At 42.4% G+C, this 24,952-nt stretch carries 21 protein-coding genes; 11 read left to right on the top strand and 10 right to left on the bottom strand.

What is annotated here, in order from left to right; genetic code table 11:
* Window positions 1–12: 12 nt before the first annotated feature.
* The gene (locus GKR74_RS02510) at window positions 13–489 is read right to left on the bottom strand and encodes a WG repeat-containing protein (RefSeq protein WP_154602397.1); all 477 of its coding nucleotides are present in this window, start codon (window positions 487–489) and stop codon (window positions 13–15) included.
* Between the two features lie 359 nt (window positions 490–848).
* Between GKR74_RS02510 and GKR74_RS02505 the strand changes: the two genes are divergently transcribed.
* The gene (locus GKR74_RS02505) at window positions 849–2,456 is read left to right on the top strand and encodes a GMC family oxidoreductase (RefSeq protein WP_154602396.1); all 1,608 of its coding nucleotides are present in this window, start codon (window positions 849–851) and stop codon (window positions 2,454–2,456) included.
* A gap of 49 nt (window positions 2,457–2,505) precedes the next feature.
* Here GKR74_RS02505 and purT read toward each other — a convergent pair whose 3' ends face one another.
* Together purT and rarD are read right to left on the bottom strand one after the other, a co-directional pair.
* A complete protein-coding gene (purT, locus tag GKR74_RS02500; RefSeq protein WP_154602395.1) occupies window positions 2,506–3,684 on the bottom strand; it encodes a formate-dependent phosphoribosylglycinamide formyltransferase in 1,179 nt (392 codons plus the stop codon).
* A gap of 161 nt (window positions 3,685–3,845) precedes the next feature.
* Window positions 3,846–4,772: an EamA family transporter RarD gene (gene rarD / locus GKR74_RS02495; protein ID WP_154602394.1), complete on the bottom strand. Its 927-nt coding sequence runs from the start codon at window positions 4,770–4,772 to the stop codon at window positions 3,846–3,848.
* A 642-nt stretch (window positions 4,773–5,414) separates the two neighbouring features.
* On the opposite strand from rarD, the gene GKR74_RS02490 reads away from it, so the two are divergent.
* Entirely contained in the window at window positions 5,415–6,044 is a 630-nt protein-coding gene (locus GKR74_RS02490) for a response regulator transcription factor (RefSeq protein WP_154602393.1), read from the top strand.
* 721 nt (window positions 6,045–6,765) lie between these two features.
* On the opposite strand, the gene GKR74_RS02485 is transcribed toward GKR74_RS02490, so the two are convergent.
* The gene (locus GKR74_RS02485; RefSeq protein ID WP_154602392.1) at window positions 6,766–7,398 is read right to left on the bottom strand and encodes a helix-turn-helix domain-containing protein; all 633 of its coding nucleotides are present in this window, start codon (window positions 7,396–7,398) and stop codon (window positions 6,766–6,768) included.
* A gap of 217 nt (window positions 7,399–7,615) precedes the next feature.
* Window positions 7,616–8,950 (bottom strand): 30S ribosomal protein S12 methylthiotransferase RimO, encoded by a 1,335-nt coding sequence (gene rimO, locus GKR74_RS02480; protein ID WP_154602391.1) that lies wholly within the window; start codon window positions 8,948–8,950, stop codon window positions 7,616–7,618.
* A gap of 176 nt (window positions 8,951–9,126) precedes the next feature.
* Between rimO and GKR74_RS02475 the strand changes: the two genes are divergently transcribed.
* The gene (locus tag GKR74_RS02475) at window positions 9,127–9,510 is read left to right on the top strand and encodes a hypothetical protein (protein WP_154602390.1); all 384 of its coding nucleotides are present in this window, start codon (window positions 9,127–9,129) and stop codon (window positions 9,508–9,510) included.
* A 130-nt stretch (window positions 9,511–9,640) separates the two neighbouring features.
* On the opposite strand, the gene GKR74_RS02470 is transcribed toward GKR74_RS02475, so the two are convergent.
* Window positions 9,641–10,570, bottom strand: a complete 930-nt coding sequence (locus GKR74_RS02470) for a DUF7916 family protein (protein WP_154602389.1) — start codon at window positions 10,568–10,570, stop codon at window positions 9,641–9,643.
* 266 nt (window positions 10,571–10,836) lie between these two features.
* On the opposite strand from GKR74_RS02470, the gene GKR74_RS02465 reads away from it, so the two are divergent.
* The 5 genes from GKR74_RS02465 to efeB all read left to right on the top strand — a co-directional run bounded on the left by GKR74_RS02465 (window position 10,837) and on the right by efeB (window position 14,881).
* Complete coding sequence (locus GKR74_RS02465) at window positions 10,837–11,394, top strand: iron transporter (protein ID WP_036955660.1); 558 nt, start codon at window positions 10,837–10,839, stop codon at window positions 11,392–11,394.
* A 101-nt stretch (window positions 11,395–11,495) separates the two neighbouring features.
* Window positions 11,496–11,834: a cupredoxin domain-containing protein gene (locus tag GKR74_RS02460; RefSeq protein WP_036955670.1), complete on the top strand. Its 339-nt coding sequence runs from the start codon at window positions 11,496–11,498 to the stop codon at window positions 11,832–11,834.
* An 8-nt stretch (window positions 11,835–11,842) separates the two neighbouring features.
* The gene (locus GKR74_RS02455) at window positions 11,843–12,700 is read left to right on the top strand and encodes an FTR1 family iron permease (RefSeq protein ID WP_154602388.1); all 858 of its coding nucleotides are present in this window, start codon (window positions 11,843–11,845) and stop codon (window positions 12,698–12,700) included.
* A complete protein-coding gene (locus GKR74_RS02450; RefSeq protein ID WP_154602387.1) occupies window positions 12,693–13,580 on the top strand; it encodes an EfeM/EfeO family lipoprotein in 888 nt (295 codons plus the stop codon). Before GKR74_RS02455 ends, GKR74_RS02450 begins: the two co-directional genes overlap by 8 nt.
* 11 nt (window positions 13,581–13,591) lie before the next feature.
* Window positions 13,592–14,881, top strand: a complete 1,290-nt coding sequence (gene efeB, locus GKR74_RS02445) for an iron uptake transporter deferrochelatase/peroxidase subunit (protein ID WP_154602386.1) — start codon at window positions 13,592–13,594, stop codon at window positions 14,879–14,881.
* Window positions 14,882–14,954: 73 nt separating this feature from the next.
* On the opposite strand, the gene GKR74_RS02440 is transcribed toward efeB, so the two are convergent.
* The 3 genes from GKR74_RS02440 to GKR74_RS02430 form a co-directional block, all read right to left on the bottom strand.
* Window positions 14,955–15,689, bottom strand: a complete 735-nt coding sequence (locus tag GKR74_RS02440) for a vWA domain-containing protein (protein WP_154602385.1) — start codon at window positions 15,687–15,689, stop codon at window positions 14,955–14,957.
* Window positions 15,690–15,833: 144 nt separating this feature from the next.
* On the bottom strand, window positions 15,834–16,721 hold the full coding sequence (locus tag GKR74_RS02435) for a hypothetical protein (protein WP_154602384.1): 888 nt from the start codon (window positions 16,719–16,721) through the stop codon (window positions 15,834–15,836).
* A 179-nt stretch (window positions 16,722–16,900) separates the two neighbouring features.
* Entirely contained in the window at window positions 16,901–17,836 is a 936-nt protein-coding gene (locus GKR74_RS02430; protein ID WP_154602383.1) for a LysR family transcriptional regulator, read from the bottom strand.
* Between the two features lie 144 nt (window positions 17,837–17,980).
* On the opposite strand from GKR74_RS02430, the gene GKR74_RS02425 reads away from it, so the two are divergent.
* Both GKR74_RS02425 and GKR74_RS02420 read left to right on the top strand, forming a co-directional pair.
* Window positions 17,981–19,807 (top strand): adenine deaminase, encoded by a 1,827-nt coding sequence (locus GKR74_RS02425; RefSeq protein ID WP_154602382.1) that lies wholly within the window; start codon window positions 17,981–17,983, stop codon window positions 19,805–19,807.
* The gene (locus GKR74_RS02420) at window positions 19,807–21,150 is read left to right on the top strand and encodes an NCS2 family permease (RefSeq protein WP_154602381.1); all 1,344 of its coding nucleotides are present in this window, start codon (window positions 19,807–19,809) and stop codon (window positions 21,148–21,150) included. Before GKR74_RS02425 ends, GKR74_RS02420 begins: the two co-directional genes overlap by 1 nt.
* A 109-nt stretch (window positions 21,151–21,259) precedes the next feature.
* Here the strand turns inward: GKR74_RS02420 and mdlC are convergent, their stop codons facing one another.
* Window positions 21,260–22,891: a benzoylformate decarboxylase gene (gene mdlC, locus GKR74_RS02415; protein ID WP_154602380.1), complete on the bottom strand. Its 1,632-nt coding sequence runs from the start codon at window positions 22,889–22,891 to the stop codon at window positions 21,260–21,262.
* A gap of 707 nt (window positions 22,892–23,598) precedes the next feature.
* On the opposite strand from mdlC, the gene gltS reads away from it, so the two are divergent.
* On the top strand, window positions 23,599–24,804 hold the full coding sequence (gene gltS / locus GKR74_RS02410; protein WP_154602379.1) for a sodium/glutamate symporter: 1,206 nt from the start codon (window positions 23,599–23,601) through the stop codon (window positions 24,802–24,804).
* Window positions 24,805–24,952: the final 148 nt, after the last annotated feature.

The raw sequence follows: 24,952 nt of genomic DNA, 5'->3' as shown, positions 1-24,952 counted from the left end.
ATGAATAAAACGCTAATTCCCCCCCTTGAGCGGATTAACAATTTCTTGCCATTCTCCCCCAATCCACCAGCTATGTTCTCCGTCGGTTTGCCGCTCACACTTCTCGCCGACCTTGGCTTTACCGTTTTCGAATGGATATGCACAATCATAAATCGGCTCAATCACAATATCTCCAGTTTGTGCGTTGGCATAACCTATTTTTTCCCCCTGACGAATTCGGTATAGCCCTTCACTCGCAGGGTCAAGACCATTATCAAAATAGTAAAACTGATACACTTCATTATCCTGCTTATCCACGAGCCTGATGCCACCTTTTGTATATACGCTTCCTTTAAGGCAATACAGGAAAGGTGAAGAAGGTTCAAAGCAGCGGATTTTTTCACTTTCTTCTTCCGCCATTAACTGAAACTGTTCTTCGAGTGGCATGGCAGCTGCCATCGTCGTCAACACAGAACTCATCAGCATGCTTTTTATTAGTATCGCTTTCATTCGTAAAGGCGCCTCTCATTTTATTAGACGCCCAGCATCCCTTAAAGCATTCCTAATGGGTATCAGATAATCACGCAATTCTTTTCTATGCGTCTTTTTCGTTCGCACTATTTTTCACTAAGAATAACCCAATCAATAAAACATTAACTTATTAATAAAATTAAAAATAAGACTAAAAAATTATGAAATTAATATTTTCCTTTTAAATAACAATAATTAGATAAAACTAAAAAATAGTTACATAGGAAATTATTTTTGAAGCGAATCACACTAACAGAACATTATTCATACATTAATAACTCAAAGGCGTTATTGTTAACCAAATGATGATTGAATGTTAATTTCAATGAGGATATGAAATGAGCACACAAAAATATGACTATATTATTGTCGGTGCAGGCTCCGCAGGTTGTGTTCTCGCCGCACGCCTGATCCAAGAAACCCAAGCTCACGTGCTACTTATTGAAACGGGCGGTAGCGATAACCACATGTTTATCCGTATGCCTGCTGGTGTAGCAAAAATTATTGCCCAAAAAAGTTGGCCCTATGAAACCGAACCAGAACCTCACGCCAACAACCGCAAAATGCAAATTGCTCAAGGTCGCGTGCTCGGGGGCAGCAGTTCAGTCAATGGCATGATCTACATTCGCGGGCAAAAACAGGATTATGATAACTGGGAACAAAAGTACGGATGCGAAGGCTGGGGTTATCAAGATGTCCTACCGTGGTTTAAAAAAGCCGAACGCAATGAAAGCCTAACCGGGGAATACCACGGCACTGAAGGACCTCTTCCCGTCAGTGAAAACCGTTATCGCCATCCACTTTCTATGGCATTCATTCAAGCGGCTCAAGAACATGGTTTACCTTACGTTAATGACCTTAATGGAGAGAGCCAACAAGGAACCAGTTTCTATCAAACCACCACACACAATGGGGAAAGAGCAAGCACCTCCAAAACCTATTTGAAATCAGTGGCAAATAGCGACCGTTTAACTCTCAAACTTAATACCCAAGTTAATCGCATTATTATCCGCGATGGGCAAGCGGTTGGCGTGGCTTACCAAGGTAAAAATGGTCACGAAGTCGAAGCCCTAGCGCGAGAAGAAGTGCTAGTTTGCTCCGGCGCAATGGGATCAGCGAAGTTATTGATGCTCTCTGGTATCGGCCCTGAAGAACACCTTTCTTCTTTAGGGATCAAAACCGTAGCGAATTTACCCGTGGGCAAAAACTTTCACGACCATTTGCATATGTCCATCAACGTCACCACCAAAGAGCCCATCAGCTTATTTGGTGCCGACCAAGGCTTTGCCGCTATCAAACATGGTTTTGAGTGGATGGCATTTCGCAGTGGGCTACTCGCTTCTAACGTTTTAGAAGGCGCCGCCTTTAAAGACAGTTGCAACCAAGGTCGCCCAGATGTGCAAATTCACTTTTTACCTATTTTAGATAGCTGGGATGATGTACCGGGGGAGCCGCTACCTGCCGCTCACGGTTTTTCACTGAAAGTCGGTTACTTACAACCTAAGTCTCGCGGGGAAATTTTACTGCGTAGCCAAAACCCGCAAGATCCGTTAAAAATTCACGCCAATTACTTGGCTGAACCAGAAGATATGGCAGGTTGTAAACGTGCGGTGAAATTCGGTTTAGAGGTATTAAGCCAGCCATCATTGCAAGCTGTCAGTAAAAATACATTGATGCCGCCAGCCCAAGTTCAGCATGATGAGGAGCAATTAGAAGAGTTTGTGCGTAATTTCTGTAAAACGGTTTATCACCCTGTTGGCACTTGCCGTATGGGAACCGATACCGCAAATTCCGTCACGGATTTACGTCTTCGCGTTCATGGGATCAACAAACTACGTGTGGTGGATTGTTCTGTGATGCCAGAAATCCCAAGTGGCAATACCAATGCGCCAACCATCATGATTGCGGAACGCGCAGCCGCGATGATTATTGAAGATAGGCAATAATCCCCCTAAAAAGCCCCCCGCCTAAACCCAGCATGGCGGGGGATAATCACTAGCCTGTTACTTTCACTCGATCCGCCGCCGTTTTTGCCATCTCTAGGGCTTGCTCAATCGAATCTCCGACCGCGAGCGCCACACCTAAACGACGCGTTCCTGCTATTTCCGGCTTACCAAATAGACGCAATTGAATATCAGAACCAAGTGCCTCATGAATGCCCGAAAAAACTACATTCCGGCTATGCAGCTCTGGTAAAATCACGGCCGATGCGCTAGCCCCATACTGGCGAACAGTGCCAATCGGTAAGCCTAAGAAAGCGCGGACATGTAATGCGAATTCAGATAGGTTTTGAGAAATTAACGTCACCATGCCTGTGTCATGAGGGCGAGGAGAGACTTCGTTGAAAATAATCTCATCGCCACAGACAAACAGCTCCACACCAAATAAGCCGTATCCACCTAAAGCGGTGACAATTTTCTTCGCCACATCCTGCGCTTTTTGCAAAGCAATGTCACTCATCGCTTGCGGCTGCCAAGATTCGCGATAATCGCCTTTCTCTTGGCGATGCCCCACTGGTGTGCAGAAATGCACACCGTCTGCCGCGCTAATGGTTAATAAGGTAATTTCAAAATCGAAATTCACCATTTTTTCAACAATCACGCGCCCTTGACCTGTACGTCCACCTTCTTGGGAATAATTCCACGCACTATCAAGCTGCTCTGCGGAGCGAATGATGCTCTGCCCTTTCCCCGACGAGCTCATGACTGGCTTTACAATGCAGGGAAAGCCAATTTCATGGGCTGAGGCTTCAAAATCCGCTTTCGTTTCCACGAAGCGGTATTCAGAGGTTGGGAGCTGTAGCTCTTCAGCTGCTAAACGGCGGATCCCTTCACGGTTCATGGTTAAGTAAACCGCATTAGCAGATGGCACGACTTTTTGACCTTGCTTTTCGAGTTCCACCAACGTTTTGGTGGCAATCGCTTCAATCTCAGGCACGATAAAATCCGGTTTCTCGCTCGCAACAAGTTGGCGTAGTGCTTCACCATCCAACATATTAATGGTGTAGCTACGATGAGCAACATGCATCGCGGGTGCGTTGTCATAGCGATCCACCGCAATCACTTCAATACCCAAACGCTGGCACTCAATCGCCACTTCTTTACCTAACTCCCCCGAACCGAGAAGCATAACTTTTGTCGCGCTAGAACAAAGTGCAGTACCTAATTGGCTCATGATAATGACCTTATATCCCCAGAGATAAATGCTGCTACATAAAAGATAATGTCTAAAAAGATGGCAGGGATTATATACGCAATCGTTTGCTTTGACCATAATAGAAGCGCAGCCTGCTGACGGTATTCTCCGTAAACAGGCTAATTGATTAAAATCACAGGTTAAATTTGAGGAGGTTCATCTCGCCCGGTCACATAAGGTTGGCGGCGCGCACCTTTGCCATAGCGTTTATGAAGCAGCGCTAACACACAAAACAGTAGGCCAATCCAAATCAAGGTGAAGCTGACACCTTTGACCCAATCGAAAATTTCATTAAACAGGAAAACGGCTAACAAGAATTGAATTGTTGGCTCTATATATTGTGCTAAACCAATCACCGTTAATGTGGTGCGTTTAATCGCTGCCGTGAAAAAGAGCAATGGAATGATAGTCACAGGTGCCGCCAACATGTACAGCATTTTGGTTTGCCAATCACCATTTTCTACTGCACTCATTCCATGTGCGGATAACCACCATGTAATACCTACCGCTAGGGGTAATAACCAGAGCGCCTCTAAAAACAGCGAGGTGATAACATCAAAACGAATAAATTTACGGATCAAACCATAAACCGCAAAGGCGCTCCCCATCACTAACGCTAAAACGGGCAGTTCCCCATATTGAATAATTTGGTAGGCAACACCGGAGAAAATAAACACCACCGCGAGTTTTTCTGCAAAAACTAAGCGCTCTCGCAAAAAAATCACCCCAAGCAAAATGGAAAATAAGGGATTAATAAAATAACCCAAGCTCGCAGCCAGTACTTGTCCATGGGTTAAAGCATAAGTGAAGGTTGTCCACGACACCGCCATAATCGAGGAGCTAAAAAAACATAGCACAATTGAACGTTTATCTGCCCACACTTGTTTCCACAGGGATTTATTCTTGATAAGCAACCGAATAAAAAATAAGAACGGAAGAGACCAAATCAATCGTTGCGCCAGTAATTCCATGGCTTGAGCATCTGGAAGTAACCGATAAAACAGCGGGGTTATCCCCCAAAGAATATAAGAAAAGATAGCTAATGCTACCCCGGAACGCAGCAACATAATTTATCCGTATGAAAGTGTGGTTGATTTTTCTTCTCTATAATACGCCAATAACGGAAAGATAATAGGTTGAAGTGCAAACTATCACTAAGGTTATCGACCAATTTATTCACACTAAACACTTTTATTAATGATATGAAAACCTATAGTGCAATATCTTTTAAGGAAATCATTACGTGTATTCACTCACTTTTTTTAGAGTGCATTGCAATTTTACGGAGCGAATTTTAATAACTTCATCACAAAACATAAAAGCAGATAAAAAATATCAAGGCGGATGATTAATTAAATTTCATAAAATTGCTAATAGTGCTTTTTATGACTAACATTTTGCGATATTATTACTTAGCTAAATAACATTATTTTCATTTTATCTAGAAAACATAATAATCGTAAGACAAGCTTAAAACTCTATCTTGTTACAAAACATTAAACAGATGTTACGTTTTGACACATACTTTAACTTTTGTTTCTTTTTTATATTAAAATTAGGCTAGTACTTTTTTTAATATCAATTACGTTCAGCAATAATCTATAAAAAAGAATAGTTGAAAATATATTGCCATTTTCATCGGTAAATTATTCTCATTCTATTAAACTACGTTAATTTGAATGTCAAATCCGTTTAACAGGAGTTTGGTGATGAATAGCGCCATTCATGTAATCGTTGAAAACGATAATGTCTTTAAGAATAAACTGAAATCAAAGATGGAATCTTTAGATTTTATTTTTAAATTCTATAATGACGAAGAGGTATTTATTAGTACTTATACTTACCCTAAAGAAGAGAATGCAAAGGATTGTGTTTTATTATTCGTAGGCAATAACTCAAGTCATATTAATAAATTAAAAAACCTTACTCAATCTTTAGCCGTTGTCCCTGTTATCGTCATCGCAGAAGAACCTTCCGCGGCACTATGCAGAGACTGTTTCAAGGCTGGAGCCTTTGATTTCTATGCATTTCCATTTGATGACAGAGTGTTTCTAAGCGCTATTCAAGGAGCTAATGAACACTTTGATAAACAAAATGAAAATCATAAAAAATATATCTATTTAGCCGATAAATTCGACCGTCTTTCTGCAAGAGAGCGTGAAATCATGGACATGATTTTAGACGGGAACACCAGCAGAGAAACGGCTGAAAAACTATCATTATCACCAAGAACCGTAGAAGTACACCGTTCAAATATTTATACAAAACTAGGAATAAAATCACTGCCTCAATTAATCCAAGAGTATGAATATATTAATACTTATTCTGCAAACGCTTAATTATCTTTATTCACCAGACACCCTTCCTGCCTAATGGTTTATCAAAAAATCATTAGGCATTTTTTCATCCCCGAGATCATCCAGAAAAATATAATTAAATTTAGATTTTTATTTAGATAACGATTTAGTTTAATCATTTAACTTAACTATCCATTTAACTATTCGGTTAACTATTTTTCACTATCAAACTTAGCATAACGATTATGCACTTTATTTCGCTTTATTAATTTATCACCCTAAAATAACTATTTTTTAATCAATAGTGGAAAATTAAATAAATTGCACTATCATTTTTATACAAGGAAACTGTTACTCTGGTTATTAATAAAAAATCGCATTTATAGCTAAATGTAAGATTAATATATTTAGTTTAAAATAAAATATAAACCTATATATATCCCCATAGCCATTTACTCTAACTGTGAGTATGTGTATTCACTGAAATAAAAATCTATAACATCAAATTAAAACCAATTCCTAAAAAAAAACGTACTGAGATCAACATACTTATCGACAAGATAGGTTGATAATCTTAGCTCTTTTTCATTTCTTCTCTTTCGTTTCGCTGCAAGGCGTGACTGAGCCCGCAATCAATATGCATTGATAGTTGGGCTTAGTGATTACCGTAAGGCTGTGTGATTTGAATGCTTCGAACGTTTTCAGCATTGCTGCAGAAAACCAGTAGAAGCTTTTTTTATTGGCTGGGCTGTTTTTATTGGGATTATAGCTTGTATTCGCGAATATCAATCTGATACTGCTTCAACTTGCGCCACAGTGTCGTACGTCCCATATTTAACGCTTGATGCATCTCCTGAATTTTTCCGCCGTAAGCCAGTGCGGCTTCGATAATTAACGCTTTTTCCACTTCATGAATGTTCAAGTCATGGAACAGATTATGTCCGAGAGTCTTCTCCGAAAGTTTTTGCCAGTAAAAGTGGCACTTCAACTTTTCACTGATTTCTCGCCCTAGGGTAAGAGTGAGTGCTAACAATATATTGCTGCTGGTTGGCTCCCCACGTAACACCAACGTGGCTAGCAAGCGCGTTTCATCATAAATAGGGGCGAAATAGTAAGTATGTCCTTGTGAGTTAATCGGCTGCTCATCTAACGAAGTAACCTGCATTTGAGAGAATATCCAAGATGGTAACATGGTGCTGCTGTCTGATTTACGGTTAGACCATAAGGTTTGACCATATTTATCCAACAACATTCCTTCAATGTCAAAATCATGGATAGGTGATAAGCCACTTGTGATGGCTTCACTTGCCAGTTGTATCAATAACTCCGGATTAATGGAGCATGAAGATTTTTCTGTAAGCTGTGCGAGTTTGGGAATTGTAAAATCAATAGTCATAATCAGCCTTATTCTTCGATAAGTATTCTCTCTGATTATGTCAAGTTGTCAGTTAAGTTTTATATCCTAGATCAAGTTATGATTTGATAGATTTTGGCGGGATGATATAGATCAAGTATTTGAAATATAGAAAAAACCCAAAACAGTGGGTTATATCGAAAAAAGCCTGCGAAAGTGATCCGCAGGCTAAATTTTGAGCCAGATAATAGCCTATTTTTTATTCACTAACAACGGTGCCCCACAGGTCATATTCATCAGCATGCTCAATCAGCACTTTAACGATATCCCCTGCTTTCACATCAAACTCGCCATTGAGGTACACCATGCCGTCAATTTCTGGCGCATCGGCCATACTACGGCCTACAGCACCTTCGTCATCGACCTCGTCGATAATAACTAAAAGCTCGCGACCCACTTTCTCTTGTAAGCGCTGAGTGGATATCTTTTGCTGAAGCTGCATAAAGCGATGATAACGTTCTTCTTTAATCTCTTCAGGGACTTGATCAGCCAGTTCATTCGCTTTTGCGCCTTCAACTGGGCTGTATTTAAAGCAACCGACTCTATCTAATCGAGCTTCTTGTAAGAAATCCAACAGCATCTGGAAATCTTCTTCTGTTTCACCAGGGAAACCAACAATAAACGTCGAACGCAATGTCAACTCTGGGCAAATTTCACGCCAACGTTTAATACGCTCTAACGTTCTTTCTACCGCACCCGGACGTTTCATCAGTTTTAAAATTTTCGGGCTAGCGTGCTGTAATGGAATATCCAAATAAGGTAATACTTTACCTTCAGCCATTAATGGGATCACATCATCAACATGTGGGTATGGATAAACGTAATGCAGACGAACCCAAACGCCCATAGACGCTAACTGTTCACATAATCCAACCATGCTGGTTTTTACTGGCTGACCATCCCAGAACCCTGTACGGTGTTTAACATCCACACCATAAGCAGACGTATCTTGAGAAATCACCAGTAACTCTTTCACACCTGATTCCACTAAACGTTTGGCTTCATTGAGTACATCGCCAATGGCACGGCTATCTAAGTCACCACGCATTGAAGGAATGATGCAGAAAGTGCAACGGTGGTTACAGCCTTCCGATATTTTTAAGTAAGCGTAATGTTTTGGCGTTAATTTTACGCCTTGCTCTGGGACTAAACTAAAGAACGGATCATGCTCTGGTTTTGGCACATAGTGGTGAACGTGATTTAACACTTGTTCATAACTATGTGGGCCCGTAATTTCTAATACCTTCGGGTGAACTTCACGGATTTGGTTCTCTTTTGCGCCTAGGCACCCTGTCACAATCACTTTACCATTTTCGTTCAACGCTTCGCCGATAGCTTCTAACGATTCTTGAACGGCACTATCAATAAAGCCACAGGTGTTCACGATAACCAGATCGGCATCGTCATAGCTAGGAACGACTTGGTAACCATCAGTACGCAGTTCCGTTAAGATACGCTCTGAATCAACGAGATTTTTTGGACAGCCAAGCGAAACAAAGCCAATCTTTGGCACTGAATTCGTATTTTGCGACATAGCTCACTTCTTTATTGTGTTATAGATATTTTTTAAAAAATGGGCTGGATTTTACCTGAAGTATAGCGGGAATTGTATATTTTTTTGGCGGTGGAAATGACAAAACGGTTACTTGTGCAGTTAATCCTATTGATGCCGATAACATTATTTAACACATTAATAATGAGATATTTCTAATGAAGAAACTACTGCTCCTATCCATACTTTTTAGCTCATCACTCTATGCCTCTGAAGCTGATGTTGGAAAAGTATGTAAAGCAGCTTCCGCTGCAATGTTTGGTCGTGATCATAAAATCATGCAATTAGAGAAAATTGAATCTGCAGTTGCATATGTACACTACATCAGACCTGTTGACGGAACACGGTGGGCAATTAAGTGCAAGCTAATAGGTAATCAAGTGATGTGGGCATCTAACAACCCAGATAGTATCGGACGTTGGAGAGATGATCCATTAGATGAAAAGGTATTTTATAACGTTAAAGATGATCAACTCAGTATCACCGAAATGTACAGTGATGGCTCAAATATAAAAAAAACCTATCCTGTAAAAGAACTTTAATTATTTCAGTGATAGTCATGCAATCATAGAAAGCTGTTGATTTACTAATTGCAAAAATGAGAAATGGCATTTCGAGCGAAATCCCCGCGCCATTTCTAGCGCAGGGATTCACTCAGAAAAACAGCAAAGGTTAGCGGTTAATCGAGCGGGCGATACGAGAATAAGTGTGTCTAACACCGCGGATCACAATACTGTAATTCAAAATATTCTCTGGCAAGGCAATGCCGTTATAACCTGAGTCACCAATATGATGTAAATCTGTTCCTGCCATTTTGCACATTAACGCAATCTGGCGGATGGTTTGCAGATCAGCCCCTTCTTGGGACGTGCCAATCGCGGTCATGGTCATCACTCGCTGAGAATGGCAATAACTCACCATTTTCTGCACAAATTCCGACGATATTCCCGGAACGGTACCCGGTGCAGGCAGTAAAATAATATCTGCACCACTCTTAATAAAGGAATGAATATCCTCTTCGGTAATTAACTGCTCAGCAGACGCATTGAGGACTCCCGCTGCATGCATTTTTCCCGTAATAAGAACGATATCTTCCCCCACCACCGCTTTGAGTTCTTTGAGGCTTTGGTTGATTTCTTGGTTAGTCACGCCATTACCCGGATTCCCTGTCAGGACAATAATATCTGCCCCCATCTGCTTTAATTTCAGGGCATTTTTGACAGTGGCCAAACGCCCTTCAGACATTTTCCACTGTTTATCTTGATGGGGATTATTAAACCCTGCAGGAACAGGTTCCAAATTCACGCCAATTGCACGTCCTGTTAAGTGCTTTAAGGTACGGATAATGTCATCGGGTGCAATGCCTTCTGGTAAACCTTGCATCACAGGATTATTCACATCAAAAACATTCAATAGCAAAATATCTGCGCCTTGGCTTGCTGCCAGTTCCGCATTAGTGACGTTCATCAAGACGGGCTGAATAGTCCCGATAGTTTCACTCACCAGTAATCGCCCTTCGCTGGCTTTAATCGCTTCCAGTAAGCTTTTCTTATTCATTTTTGCAATTTCAGAAGCGGAACAATCCAAATAACGTTTTTGCATCTCCAGTACCTCGATTTTATACCTAATAAATACCGATCAACGTTTCGACTATAGCATGTGAAACCCACTACGGTGTCTGAAGCAAATCACCTTTCTAACACTTATTTTTTATCACTAAAAAAGAAAGCATTAACACTTTGATTAATATTAAATTTAAATATATTCATAGTAAGGATTGGATATAAGCCTAAAACATTCTGCTTGTTTTTGATTAATAGTAATGATTATCATTATGCTTCTAACTTCATTCAGGTAAGGATGTCACAATGAAATTCGCTTATCAGGCAGCCGTTTCGGGCTTAGCCTTATTCTCTCTATCCGCTTTTGCTCAAGAGTATCCTCTCGGTCACCCAGTCATTAAAAACGGCATGGAAATCCAAGGTGTTTATTTACAGCCTATCACCATGGACACCGAAGAAGGTCATCACAAGATGGCTCACCTGCCAGCGGATAAAGCCGACGTTCACTTAGAAGCCGACATCCACGCCGTAGAAGATAACCCGAACGGCTTTGCAGAAGGCGATTGGATGCCTTACTTAACTGTCGAGTATACCGTCACCAAGCTGGGCGATAAGCCACAGACTCAATCAGGCACCTTTATGCCGATGGTAGCGAGCGATGGTCCTCACTACGGTGAAAATATTAAACTGGATGGTAATGGTAAATATCGCGTTACTTATAAAATTTACCCACCTTCACACAATCAACAAGCTGCTTTCGGTCGTCACATTGATAAAGAAACCGGGGTTGCTCCTTGGTTCGAACCGTTTGAAGTCTCTTGGGACTTTGACTATGCCGGCATAGGTCGCAAAGGCAGTTACTAATTTTTCAATGATGCGCTGAGGGCTTTCGCGGGGGTAATATTCCGCGCGAGCCCTTTTTCGCTAGTAAGGAACTCTCAATTTTTAATAAGTTTGAGCCAACAATGAAAACATTACTCAGCTTTTTACTGGTTTTTATTTGCGCATTACTACCGCAATCTGCCTTAAGCGCCGAAAAATATACCGTTGAATTAGAAATGAAAAATGGGGATTTAATCCCTCGCGTTCTGGAAGTGCCAGCAAAAACCATTATTCGTATCAAAATTACCAATACCGGCACTGAACCCGCAGAGTTCGAAAGTTTGCAACTGCGCAAAGAAAAAGTATTAGCCCCCGGTGCCAGTTCCGTGGTGGTCATTGCACCGTTAAAACCAGGTAGTTACACATTTTTCGACGATTTCCATCTGTCACATCCAAAAGGCGAGATCATCGCTAAAGAGTAGGACTCAACATGGGACAAGTTCTCTTCGTAGTTTGGCGCGAAAGTTTTGAAGCGCTATTAGTTATCGGCATCATCTATGCGTGGATCAAACGCCACCCTGATGCTCGTAATGGGATGAAATTCCTCTGGGGCGGTGTTGGATTGGGTATCGCCATGTCCATCTTACTCGCACTGCTGATTTACGGCGTATTCAATGTCCTTGATGACACAGGACAATCTATTTTCATGATAGTCATGGAGATCCTCGCCTGTATCTTGATTGTTCAAATGGTCTATTGGATGAACAAAAGCGGCGGCTCGATGAAAAAAGAGCTGGAATCGGGTATTAATCGTAATGCAGAACACCACAGTTGGTGGGGCGCGACCTTGATTATCGCCATCGCGATTGCCCGTGAAGGCAGCGAAATTGTCGTTTTCCTTTCCAGTTTCATCATGTCGTTAACCGCTGAAAATGCTAACGAATTTATCTTTGAAGTTGCCGCGGGTGTCGTTATTGCAGGTATGACGCTGTACGCCTTCTTACTCACTAACCGCATTATTTCGTGGAAAATTTTCTTTAAAGTCACTGGCGTGATTTTACTGTTCCTCGCCCTCTCCTTGTTGCTCAGAGGCGTCGAAGAGATTTCAAACTTAATAATTGAGTTTGACTATCCAATTCCTGAATTTTTAATCTACCCAGCATGGGATACCAGCGCATTACTGGATGACTCCGGTGTGGTTGGCAACTTTATCTCATCGTTCTTTGCATACCGTTCACAGCCAATTTGGCTCAGTGTCATCACCTTTGTTATCTATTGGGTTGTGATCCTCGCACTGTTTGTTTGGAGCAAAAAACATGCCGCTAAACGGAACTTACAAAATGCGTAAAATCACCCGCTTAGCCATTAGCGTAATCGTCGCGTCACTCGTGGCATCGACTGCCTATGGCAAAGCCCTACGCTCCCCTGTGCAAACAGGGGACAACATCATCATTGCCAAGGGGGATATTCCCACCCCTGAAAAATATCAGCCCGCCATTCAAGAATACTTATCCTTCGTCAACAAGGAGTTAAGTGAAATGGTGGTGCAATTAGAAAAACTCAATCAAAGTGTGCAAAAAGGTCAATTAGCGCAGGCGAAAGCGGCCTATATACAAGCCCACCAGCACTATGAAACCGTGCGTCCGGTCATTGTGTTATTTGGTAATACCGACCGAACCATCAACCCGCGTGCGGATTATTTTTTGGATAAAGAAAAAGATTACCGCTTCGTGGGATTTCACTTGGTTGAATACCTTTTATTTGCAAAGCAAGATCTCAAAGCGGCGCTGCCAGCATCTGATGAGCTGTTATTAAAAGGGAAAGATTTACAAAAACGTGTCCTGACAGAAACCATTGAAATTCCGAAATTGGTGCAAGCCTCCGCTGATTTTATGGAGATGATCCTCGAAACAAAACTGTCGGGACAAGAGAATATTTATAGTCTCTCTGACCTGTCGGATATGGCGGCAAATGCCAAGGGTTCTCAAGCCATCATCGAGGTTATCAGCCCGTTTATTGAATCCAAGACCCTTGATCAAATAAAAGAAAATGATCAGAAAATTAATAAAATAGTGCAGTCATATCAATTAGCTAAAGGTCAATACAAGCCTTACAGCCAACTAAAACAACAAGACAAAATGGCGCTCTATTCCCTGTTAACGCAACAAGCCGAACTGCTCGCGACATTACGCGCTCAGATGGATGTTGATGTTTACTATAAATATTAAGGCATAAATTTATGCAAGCTAAACTAAAAAGCGAGTCACAACCTTTGGGATTTTCTCAATCTAAAGTATCTCGCCGCCATGCGCTAAAAACCTTAGTCATGGGAGGTGCAATCCTCGCCGCCCCAGCCCTCAGTGCGAAAGCATCCATTGCGGATTGCGAGCTGACTTATGACAAAAGCATCAATTATTTAGGTTCACACCAAGCGGGCGTGTTAACCCCAGAACAGAAAAATGCCTCGTTTATCGCTTTTCGAATCACGTCGACGACTCTTGATGAGCTGCAAACGCTGTTCACTGTATTAACTCAACGCATTGCCTTTTTGACCCAAGTACAAAAATCTACGCCGAATCAGAATGATAAAATGCCGCCCGCAGAGTCTGGAATTTTAGGTACGCTTATTCAGCCTGACGCCTTGAGTATCACGGTCTCCTTGGGCGATAGCTTATTCGATTCACGTTTTGGGTTAGATAAACTCAAACCGAGTCAATTGGTGGAAATGACCAGCTTCCCGAACGACCGCTTAGAAGATAAATGGTGTGGCGGCGATGTGGTGCTGCAAATATGTGCCAATAGCCAAGAAAGCGTGATTTATGCGCTACGCGATATTCTCCGCCACACTTCACCTTATTGGTTTCCACTCTGGAAAATCGATGGGTTCTTACCCTCAAGGGATATTGATAAACGCTCTACTCCAATTAATTTATTTGGTTTTAAAGATGGTACCGGTAATGCGCCAGCCGACGACAGCAAATTAATGGATGAGCTGATTTGGGTCACTGAAGACAGCAAAGAGCCAGCATGGTGCGTTGGTGGAACCTATCAAGCGGTTCGCTTAATTCGTTTTAATCTTGAATTCTGGGATAGAACCCCGCTGGAAGACCAAGAAAATGACTTTGGGCGCCATAAAGCAACTGGCGCACCAATGGGCATGAAGCACGAAATGGATGACCCTGCGTTCGACAAAGATCCTCACGGTGACCGCGTGTTATTTGACTCCCACATGCGCCGTGCCGAACCAAGAAACCCAACGCGCCACACCGCCAAGTTACGCCGCCGCAGTTACAGCTACTCTCTTGGCTTAACCGATAACGGCGCTCTGGATATGGGGCTGATTTTCGTTTCATATCAAAAGAACTTAAAAACCGGCTTTATTGATACTCAAAAACGGTTAAATGGCGAACCACTGGAGCGCTACATTAAACCGTTTGGAGGGGGTTACTATTTCGTTTTACCCGGTATTCAATCCGAGAAAGACCAACTCGCTAAAGGGTTATTTGCCGCGCTGAAAGACGCTAAATAGCGCCATAAAAAAGCCCCGAATATTATTTCGGGGCTTCTAGCACGCTCATTTACAGACTGATTTTATTATCTTCTTATTTTTTGCGATCCTTCGCATCTTGCTCAACTTCCTGTTTCCATTCCTCTGATATTGGTGCAGCATTCTGTTTGGCTTCTACGGCTTTATTGACCGCTTTATATGCCTTATCGTAGCCTGTGCCATCTTGAACATAACCTGTGGCATTAGAACTCTTAATACCGATATTATCCGCAGCCGTAATTGCATCAATATTGGCACCTAAGAAAATAAAGTCCCACTTATCTTCAACTTCTGCAGATTTAATCATAGATTTAATCTTAGCCTGACTATATTTGGTGCTACTGTTCTCTTCACCATCAGTAATAATCACAAACAAAACATTATTGTTCTTGGTGATTTTTCTATTCTCACGCATTTTCACCATGGTATCGCCAATGGCATCTAATAAAGCGGTATTGCCACCGACAGAATAGTCATCTAGCGTGAGGTTTTTAACTTTATCAATGGGTTCTCTATTGTGTAATAAACTGGTTTTATTATTAAACAACACCGTGGTAATAAAGGTTTTACCCGATTTATTTCTATTTTCTGTCAGTACGCTGTTATATCCACCGACAGTGTCAGATTCAAATCCTGACATAGAACCGCTTTTATCCAAGATAAACACTAAGTCTAATACTTCAGTATCTTTAACGGGTTCAACAATGGATTTAGCGCCAGAGACGCTGGAAAAAAAGAGTAGGAATGCAGCAGATATTGCAGTAAAAAATGAAGTCTTAAATAAATTCATCACTGAGCCTCTTTATAATATTATCCTAACGAAACTATCTCTTAGTTTCCGTGTTTCAACGGGATATCACATAAGATTACTCTGCTTAATTTACAAGCAAATTCTTAATTATAAAGACGCTCAGATAAACTTAATGGAATAGACTTATCTTACCCACACACCATAATTTCTGAGTTTGTTAATTTCTTTAATAAACCCATTCAATTTTATATATTCCTCAGCCACATTACTGGAAGGACTTTCAGTATACGTTTCCACTAACTGAACAGTTAATTGATGATATTGCTTATTCAAGTCTTGATGAATATCGACTTTGTTCGCATTTTTCAGCGTTTCCGTTAGCGCGATAATCTCATTCGCCACCGATTGAACCTGTGGATCACGGAAAGCCGCTTGAGGAATTTGATAACTTAAATGCTGACTAATCGAATTATTCTCTTCATTTTGTGGTGAATTAGGCACTAAATTTTGATCGTGTTCGTTAGCAAAATATTCAATTAACTCTGATTGATCAAAACATTTTGATTTAATATCTTCTTGCTTGTATTGCTTATTTTCTGCCCCCGGCAACGCTTTGCCAATTGGGTAAGTACAACGGAATAAATTGCCATCAATCACCACGGCATTACTGCTTTTAATGGGTAAGCTTAATTCGTGCCCATAAATAGTGACATTTCGCGGCGCTGGCTGATAACCCTTATATTTATCTTGCTCGGTATACACTTCCGAGAACGTGTAATACACCCCTTGATTAGGGTTTAGGATCCCACCGGAATTATGTTCAAACACCATAAATTTGGTGACATGACCGGCATCATCTTCAAGCGTATGTTCACCGCTAACTAATGATATTGAGCCATACTGGTTAGGTTCGACCTGATAATCTTTACCGTCCACTTTAAAGGAAATCGTGTTTTCTGTCGGATTACTATAATAAAACTTTCCTTTATTTCCCATAAGATCGAGATCACCACAGGCAGTAATCAATAGCATTACTGTCGTGAGCAGGCTGACTTTCAATATAGCTTTCATGTATATCCTCAACATATTACACATCAAAAAACAGACCAAAAAATAAACAGTCAAGGGTAGTAATCTTATTCATCTCAATAAAAATAGTTTTACGATTAGTGCTTAATACTTCTTACTTATTGAAAATCAAACAATCATGATGAACTATAAAAAATCTGATATAGAAGTACGCTGTAAAATTAAGATTGATGAGTAGGTGTACGACGTAATGCTCTAAATAATAGCTGAAAAACGGATTCCATCATTGGCGTTAGCGTTTGGTTATTACGCATTAAAGATATTGAGCGCATTAATGCGGGTTGTTGTAGCTGTAAAACTTTTAGTTCCGGATCCCGTAAATGCACCGTGTATAACTGAGGTAAAATGCCAATCGCTAATTTCGATCTTACTAATCCATATAAGGTTTCAATATAATCGACTTGATAACGCGGATTAATATTAAAACGATTACTTTCAATTGTTGCGCTCACTAGTCGATTAATATTTCCTTTCGAAAACATGGCAATATCACGGTTATTTAACAGCTTCCACGGCAGATGAAATGCATTATCTGAAATAAATTCATCACGGTGGATCACCGCCACAAAGGGGTCATCTTGCAAAGGATATAAAGTTAATTCGGCAGGAACGGAGCTATCCAATACACCTACCCCAAAATCAATTTCGTTATTCACTAATTTACTCACTAATGCGTCATTCGTTTGGTCATAGAATTCCACATTCAGCTTAGGAAAATGTTGCTGTAATTGTTCAGGAATAATCGGGAATAATAACGAACTGACAGAAGGAACCAGCCCAATACGCAATGTGCCATCGCCCCCCTCCTCGATAATTTTTTGAATATCACTGAAGCCTCGGTGGGAGACACTTAAAATGCGCTCTGCATGAGGTAAGATTGCGGCGCCTAGCTCCGTCAATGTTACTGACGCTGCCGTACGGTTAATCAACTTACCGCCAATCACAGTTTCAATCTGCCGTATCGCGCTGCTCAATGCAGGCTGACTCACCGCTAAGCGATTTGCGGTTTCGGTAAAATGGCGCAGATGTGCAAGGGTCACAAAATATTGCAACTGCTTTAAAGTTAATGCCGGAAGGCGCTGCCATGGCTCAGTCATTGTATTTCCTCGCAAATTGGATCGTCATTCTTATCATGATGCGCTTCATTATAACCTCTCTTTATGATTCGATAAATTTTATCATCTTGGCAAACGTTTGCCTTGCTCATAAAGTAGCGGCATAAATCTTTGAGATGGTGTTTTATGAAGCTAACAAATCAAACTCGACGTCGTGCCGTACAAGCCGCAAAAGGCGAAGTGCCTTTTGATCTTTTACTCACCAACGCCAATATTATCGATATGGTCACCGGGGAAATTCGACCTGCGGATATCGGTATTGTTGAAGGACTGATCGCCAGCGTACATCCAACAGGAGGTCGTACTGATAGCCATGAAACCCATAATTTATCGGGAAAATTTATTTCCCCGGGGTTTATTGATACCCACGTTCACTTAGAAAGCTCCCACCTTCCTCCTGTTCGTTATGCTGAAATTGTCCTCACACAAGGCACCACCGCCGTATTTTGGGATCCCCATGAACTTGCCAACGTTTTGGGATTAGATGGCGTACGCTATGCCATTGATGCTAGCCGTAATTTGCCACTTGATGTGATGGTTGCAGCCCCCTCTTCTGTGCCGTCAACTCCCGGTTTAGAAATGTCAGGTGCAGACTTCGCAGGACAAGAGATGTCCACCATGCTGAGCTGGCCAGAAGTACGGGGGGTGGCAGAAGTGATGGACATGTTCGGCGTGCTAAATGGCAGCGAACGCATGGAAGAGATCCTCGATGCTGGATTAAACTCCGGCAAAATCATTGAAGGTCATGCCCGCGGGTTAAAAGGCGCTGATTTACAAGCCTATCTCGCTGCTGGCGTCACTTCAGATCATGAGCTTACTTCAGCGGAAGATGCTCTCGAAAAATTACGTGCTGGGCTAACACTGGAAATTCGTGGCTCTCACCCGTATTTGCTCCCTGAAATTGTGGCGGCATTGCAAACACTGCCTCATTTATCCTCACAAATCACGGTATGCACAGACGATGTTCCGCCAGACATATTGATTGAAAAAGGCGGTGTAATTGCACTGCTGAATTTATTAATTGAGCACGGAATGAAAGCAACCGATGTGTTGCGCTTTGCGACACTCAATGGCGCAATTCGCCTACAGCGCAATGACTTAGGTTTGATAGCCGCAGGTCGTCGCGCCAACTTAGTGGTTCTTGATTCACTCGATACCTTAAAAGCTCAGCAAGTTTATGTCGACGGCAAAAAAGTGGCAGAAAATGGGCAACTTATTTCGCCAATTGCCACTGAAAATACGATTTTACCGCCATGCGATACTATGCACCTGACGCCAATCTCCCCCCAAGATTGCCAGCTTCAATTAGCTGACCTGCAAAATGGTACTGCGCGTTTACGCCATATTAGCGGGGCCCGCTTTACTCAGTGGGGAGAGGTCGATGTTCAAGTCAAAAACGGTATCGTGCAACTGCCAGATGAATTTAGTTTGATCCGCGTACAACATCGCCATGGACGCCATGATGCCAAACCACAAATTGCCTTACTAAAAGGATGGGGAGAATTACGGGGCGCCATTGCCACCAGCTATTCCCATGATTCCCATAACCTTGTCGTGCTCGGGCGTGATGCCAACGATATGGCGATGGCAGCCAATCTATTGATTGAAAGCGGTGGCGGTATGGCATTAGTTCAAGACGGCAAGATCCTTGCTCATGTGGCCATGCCAATTGCAGGTATGCTATCGGAATTACCTGCACCTGAGCTGGCAGAACAATTTCGCCAACTCAGAGAATTGAGCAGCCAGATTGCTGACTGGGAACCTCCGTATCGCGTATTCAAAGCCATTGAAGGTACTTGCCTTGCTTGTAATGCAGGCCCCCATTTAACCGATTTAGGACTGACTTGCGGAACCACTCGCCAGATAGTGGATGCCGTCTTAGAACGTACTGAAAGCGATAACTGCAGTAAAAATACTCATCCAATAAAAAATAATGATAGGAGCGCCAATTAATGGCTAACGATTCTCTTCATCAGCCAACATCAGGGAGTTGGTTAGAAAGGCGTTTTGCGCTGCGTGAGCGTGGTAGTTCAATCAGAACAGAATGCCTTGCGGGAGCCACTGGGTTCCTTGCAGCCGCCTATTTACTCGTGGTCATTCCCGGATTGTTAGCTGCGGGTGGGATGGATAAAGGCGCTGCTACCACAGGGACCATTATTGTCTTTGTGCTTGCCAGCCTATTAATGGCGTTCTATGCCAACCTACCTTTTATTGTGGGCCCCGGTATTGGTGGCTCGGTGTTAGTGGGGATCACCCTTGCAGGCAGTGAAGGGATTGATTGGCAAATCGGTTTAGGTATCGCCTGCTGGTCTGGAATTTTATTTTTCCTGTTAACCAAATTCGGTTTGCGTGAAGTGGTCACTCGCTCCGTACCACAATCCATCAAATTAGGCTTAACAGCATCTATCGGTCTGTTTGTGGCAGTGTTGGGTTTTCGTAATGCTGGCTTAGTCTTAGCCAACCCAAAAACCAACGCATTAATGCTGGGGGATTTTCTCTCTCCGGGAGCCTTAGTCGCTCTTGCGGGCTTCTTTGTGGCTATCGCATTACAGGCTCGCCGTATTCCTGGTGGGATCTTATGGGCCATTTTGTTCGCTACTATACTGGGCATTCCGTTTGGCGTCACAAAGTTACCCGAAAGCTTTATCGGCATGCCGCATTCTATTGCTCCAGTCTTAGGTCAGGTAGATTTAATTGGCGCCTTAAACATCGCCTTCTTACCTTTCTTATTTGTGTTCTTCGCAGCGGAATTTTTCTCCACCATGGGAACCACACTAGCGGTTGGTGGCGAAGCCGGATTACTGGATAAAGAAGGCAACATGCCGAATATCAATCGCCCGTTTATTGTGGATTCCATCGCAGCAGCGTTAGGTCCAATGGTGGGTATCCCAGCAGCGACCGCATTAATTGAATCTTCAGCAGCCGCAGAAGCAGGCGGTAAAACCGGTATGACCGCATTAGCGGCGGCGTTCATGTTCCTGCTAATGCTACTGTTCACCCCAATCGCGTTAATGATCCCTGCACAAGCCACCGCTCCTGCGTTGATTTTAATTGGCTTAAATATGTTCAGCGGATTACGTAAGGTGGATTTAGCGAACTTTACCGACGGTCTGCCAGTATTAATGATGGTGATGATCACGTTAATCGCGAATAGCTTCGGTACAGGGATTGCAGGCGGGTTACTGTTCTATATCTTAATTAAAGCCGTGGCAGGCAAGTGGCGCGAAATTCCAATCAGTCTGTGGATCCTTGCAGTGCCATTAGTGTATTACTTCTCAACGTTAGTGAAGCACTAAGTCTGCTCCCCTCTTTATTAAAATAGCCTCTACTTGAGGCTATTTTTCTATCTGTTTCTTATTTCTATCTGTTTCTTATTTCTATCTGTTTCTTATTTAAATCCGCATATTAAATCAGTGGTGGAATTTGTGGCTGAATAGGCACTTCGATCACCGTTGGGCCTTGGCGCTTAAATGCCTCACGGCAAGCCGCTTTGACCTCATCCACCGTCGTGGCTTTTAACGCCGTGCAACCATAACCTTTACCCAATGCCACAATATCCAAGTTTGGAATATCCAGCCCAGGGACCCCCGGCGTCTCTTCTAACACCGCGAAAGATTTTAAAATGGCATATTCGCTATTTCGTGGGATCACAAACACAATCGGTAAATTATGTTGTGCAGCGCTCCATAGCCCTTGAATCGAGTATTGCATCGAGCCATCGCCAATAATCGACATCACAGGGCGGTGTCGGCCACTGTCTTTTTCCGCTAAGGCAATTCCCACGCTTGCTGGTAAGTTCCAACCTAATGATCCACTGGCAAAGGTATAGAAAGAATCCGGTGCATCGATTGGCCATTCACGGTGTAACTCGCCAAGGTTTGACGGCGATTCTTCCACTAAGATAGTCTCTTGCGGAGAAACTTCTCTCAGCGCTTTAAACAGCTGCGCTGCACTTAATACCGTTGAACTTCCCTTCACCTCTGGCGCGGCAGGGTGTGGCGCCATACCATGAGACTGTTTTTCAACCTTATTTTTCGCTGCGGCTCTAGCTTTCACTAACGGGGTCAGCCCTTCAATCGCGAGTATCGCATCACTGAGTAAGCTATCACCAACCGGCGCCCTTCCTACCTCGATAGGATCATCGGTAATGTGCAGTAAACGCATTCCATCTGGTAAATAACTTCCTGCTACATAAGGATAATAACGGAAAACAGGCGCTCCAATAATCAACGCCAAATCATGTCCTTTTAGCTTGTCTGACAACGGCCCCATCGCGAAAGGTAATCCGCCCGCATACAATGGGTGCGTTTCAGGGAACGGCGGACGTTCAGAGGCAGGCGCCGCCCAAACAGGCACATTCAATTTTTCGGCTAATGCGATGCCCGCGTCCCAGCCTTCCCCCCGCGCAATGGCGGAGCCATAAATTAATACTGGGTTTTTGGCGGCATTAAACGCATCAGCAAACGCTTGTAAACGAACAGGGTCATAGCCTATGCGCTGGGAAACTTCACGCACAACCGCCTCTTGGGCAATGGCTGGTTTATCCCAATCATCAAGGGGGATTGATAAGAAAACGGGGCCTGCTGGTGGCTGAAGTGCCATCGCATATGCTCGCATAAACGCGGCAGGGACATCTTCCGCACGCTCAGGCTGATAGCTCCACTTAACCCATGGCTTTGGAAGAGTTTCAGGCTCAATATTGGTTAGCCAAGGCTCCATCAGCAACATTTCACGGGTTTGGTTACCCGCCGTGATAATCAGTGGCGTACGGTTCATATAAGCGGTCAGAATATTACTCATCCCATTACTTAGCCCCGCAGAGGTATGCAGGTTGACCATCGCCACTTTACGCATGCCTTGGGCATAGCCATCTGCGGCTGCAACGGCAGAAGCTTCATGCAATGTTTGGATATAACGAAAATCACTCGGAAAATCTTTTAAGAATGTCTCTTCCGTCGAACCGGGATTCCCAAAAATAGTGGTAATGTTCAATTGACGTAGTAAATCAAAAGTCACTTGGCGAATGGTTTTCTTCATTTAAAATACCCTAATTAAGATACCTGAATTAACGCCCATCATAACCAATCCCTACAATGAAGAATATTGACTCATCCGAGCACTAGGGCATTAAGAAAATCCACTCTATTTTTTAATTATCATTAAATACAATTAGTTAAATAAACATCTTGTTTCGATGATAACAATACAATGGGAATAAATACTGCCCTCTAAGATTTAATCCATATAAAGCATGAAAGGTACTTAAGAATATTGGTCTTTATACTAATTTCAGCCTCAATTTGTCGCGGAAAAAGCAGATTCATCGGCATCAAAACTGGCTAAAACGTGAGTTACGTTGCAATTTCTTAACATTCATTAACAATATAGCGGCTTTTATGCCACCCATCACATTTCCAACAATTACCACAACGTAACACCAGCGCTAGCGCTCGAAAAAAGACGATAAAATTATGTCATTTTCCCGCCAGATGAGAGAAATTAAAATACATCACAAAATCAATACAATAACTAATCATTAGTGATTTCATTGATTAAATAACCTTCTAGTAATGACTTAAACCAATCAATAAAAGTACTTTTTTCGAACGATTTACTTAACTAAAAGTTATATCAACCTCAATAAAACTCATTGTTAAACAAAAGTTAAGCAAAGTAACTTCATTTAACACTAATGTTAAATCGCAAAAGTGAATGCTCTGGTAAATAAATGTGAGGTAAAAATAATGACCCTAGATGCCAGCTATACGCTATTGTTTGCATGCTTAGCGCTGCTTATTGGGATGATTGTGGTGAAAATCAGCCCTTTTCTACAGAAAAACCATATTCCTGATGCTGTTGTCGGCGGATTTATTGTTGCTATCGTTTTATTAATTGTTGATAAAGCGGCAGGCTATACTTTCTCGTTTGATACCTCATTACAAAGCACATTGATGATCGCCTTCTTCTCATCAATTGGTTTAAGTTCAGATTTTTCGCGATTAATAAAAGGCGGGAAACCTCTCGTTATTTTAACACTTGCTGTAACCATCTTGATTGTGATCCAAAACGCTGTGGGCATGGGTTTAGCTGTCATGCTAAACGAAAGTCCATTTATCGGTCTGATTGCAGGTTCAATCACCTTAACAGGTGGTCACGGTAACGCCGGTGCTTGGGGCCCTATCCTTGCCGATAAATATGGCGTAACAGGCGCTGTTGAGCTGGCGATGGCGTGTGCGACTATGGGTCTGGTTCTAGGTGGACTAGTCGGGGGGCCAGTTGCGCGCCACTTACTGAAAAAAGTGACCATTCCAAAAGCGACTGAGCAAGAAAAAGAGACCATCCTTGAAGCATTTGAACAACCAACGGTAAAAAGAAAAATCAATGCCAATAACATCATTGAAACCATTTCAATGCTGATTATCTGTATCGTTGCGGGTAGCTATATCAGTGAGTTAGTAAAAGATACGCCAATGCACTTACCGACTTTCGTTTGGTGTTTATTTGTCGGTATCATCATCCGTAACGTCTTAACTCACGTGTTTAAACATGAAGTTTTCGAGCCGACTGTTGACGTTTTAGGTAGCGTGGCGCTCTCGTTATTCCTTGCTATTGCGCTAATGTCATTGAAGTTTGGCCAATTAGCTAGCATGGCGGGTCCAGTATTAATCATTATTGCGGTACAAACCGTTGTGATGGTGTTATTCGCCTGCTTTGTCACCTTCAAGATGATGGGCAGTGACTATGATGCTGTCGTTATCAGTGCGGGTCACTGTGGGTTCGGGATGGGGGCAACACCAACGGCAATCGCTAACATGCAGACCATTACTCGTGCATTCAGCCCATCACACAAAGCCTTCTTAGTGGTACCGATGGTCGGTGCGTTCTTGGTGGATATCACCAACAGTATCATCATCAAGTTATATATTGAATTAGGCGCAGCCATCGCATAATTCTTGATAGCACTTGCCGGCTCATAACCAAAAGTATATGAGCTGGCATTTTTCATTTCTGGTAAGTGACCTCGATATCGGATCCATGGAATTTTTTTCTGTAGAATAAGAAAAAATGCAAAGTATTACCAAGTTCTAACCATGGACG

This window comes from Providencia sp. wls1914, from assembly GCF_009706645.1.
GTDB lineage: Bacteria > Pseudomonadota > Gammaproteobacteria > Enterobacterales > Enterobacteriaceae > Providencia > Providencia zhijiangensis.
Note: the sequence above shows the minus strand (reverse complement) of the source record. Positions and strands in the feature narration are given on the sequence as shown.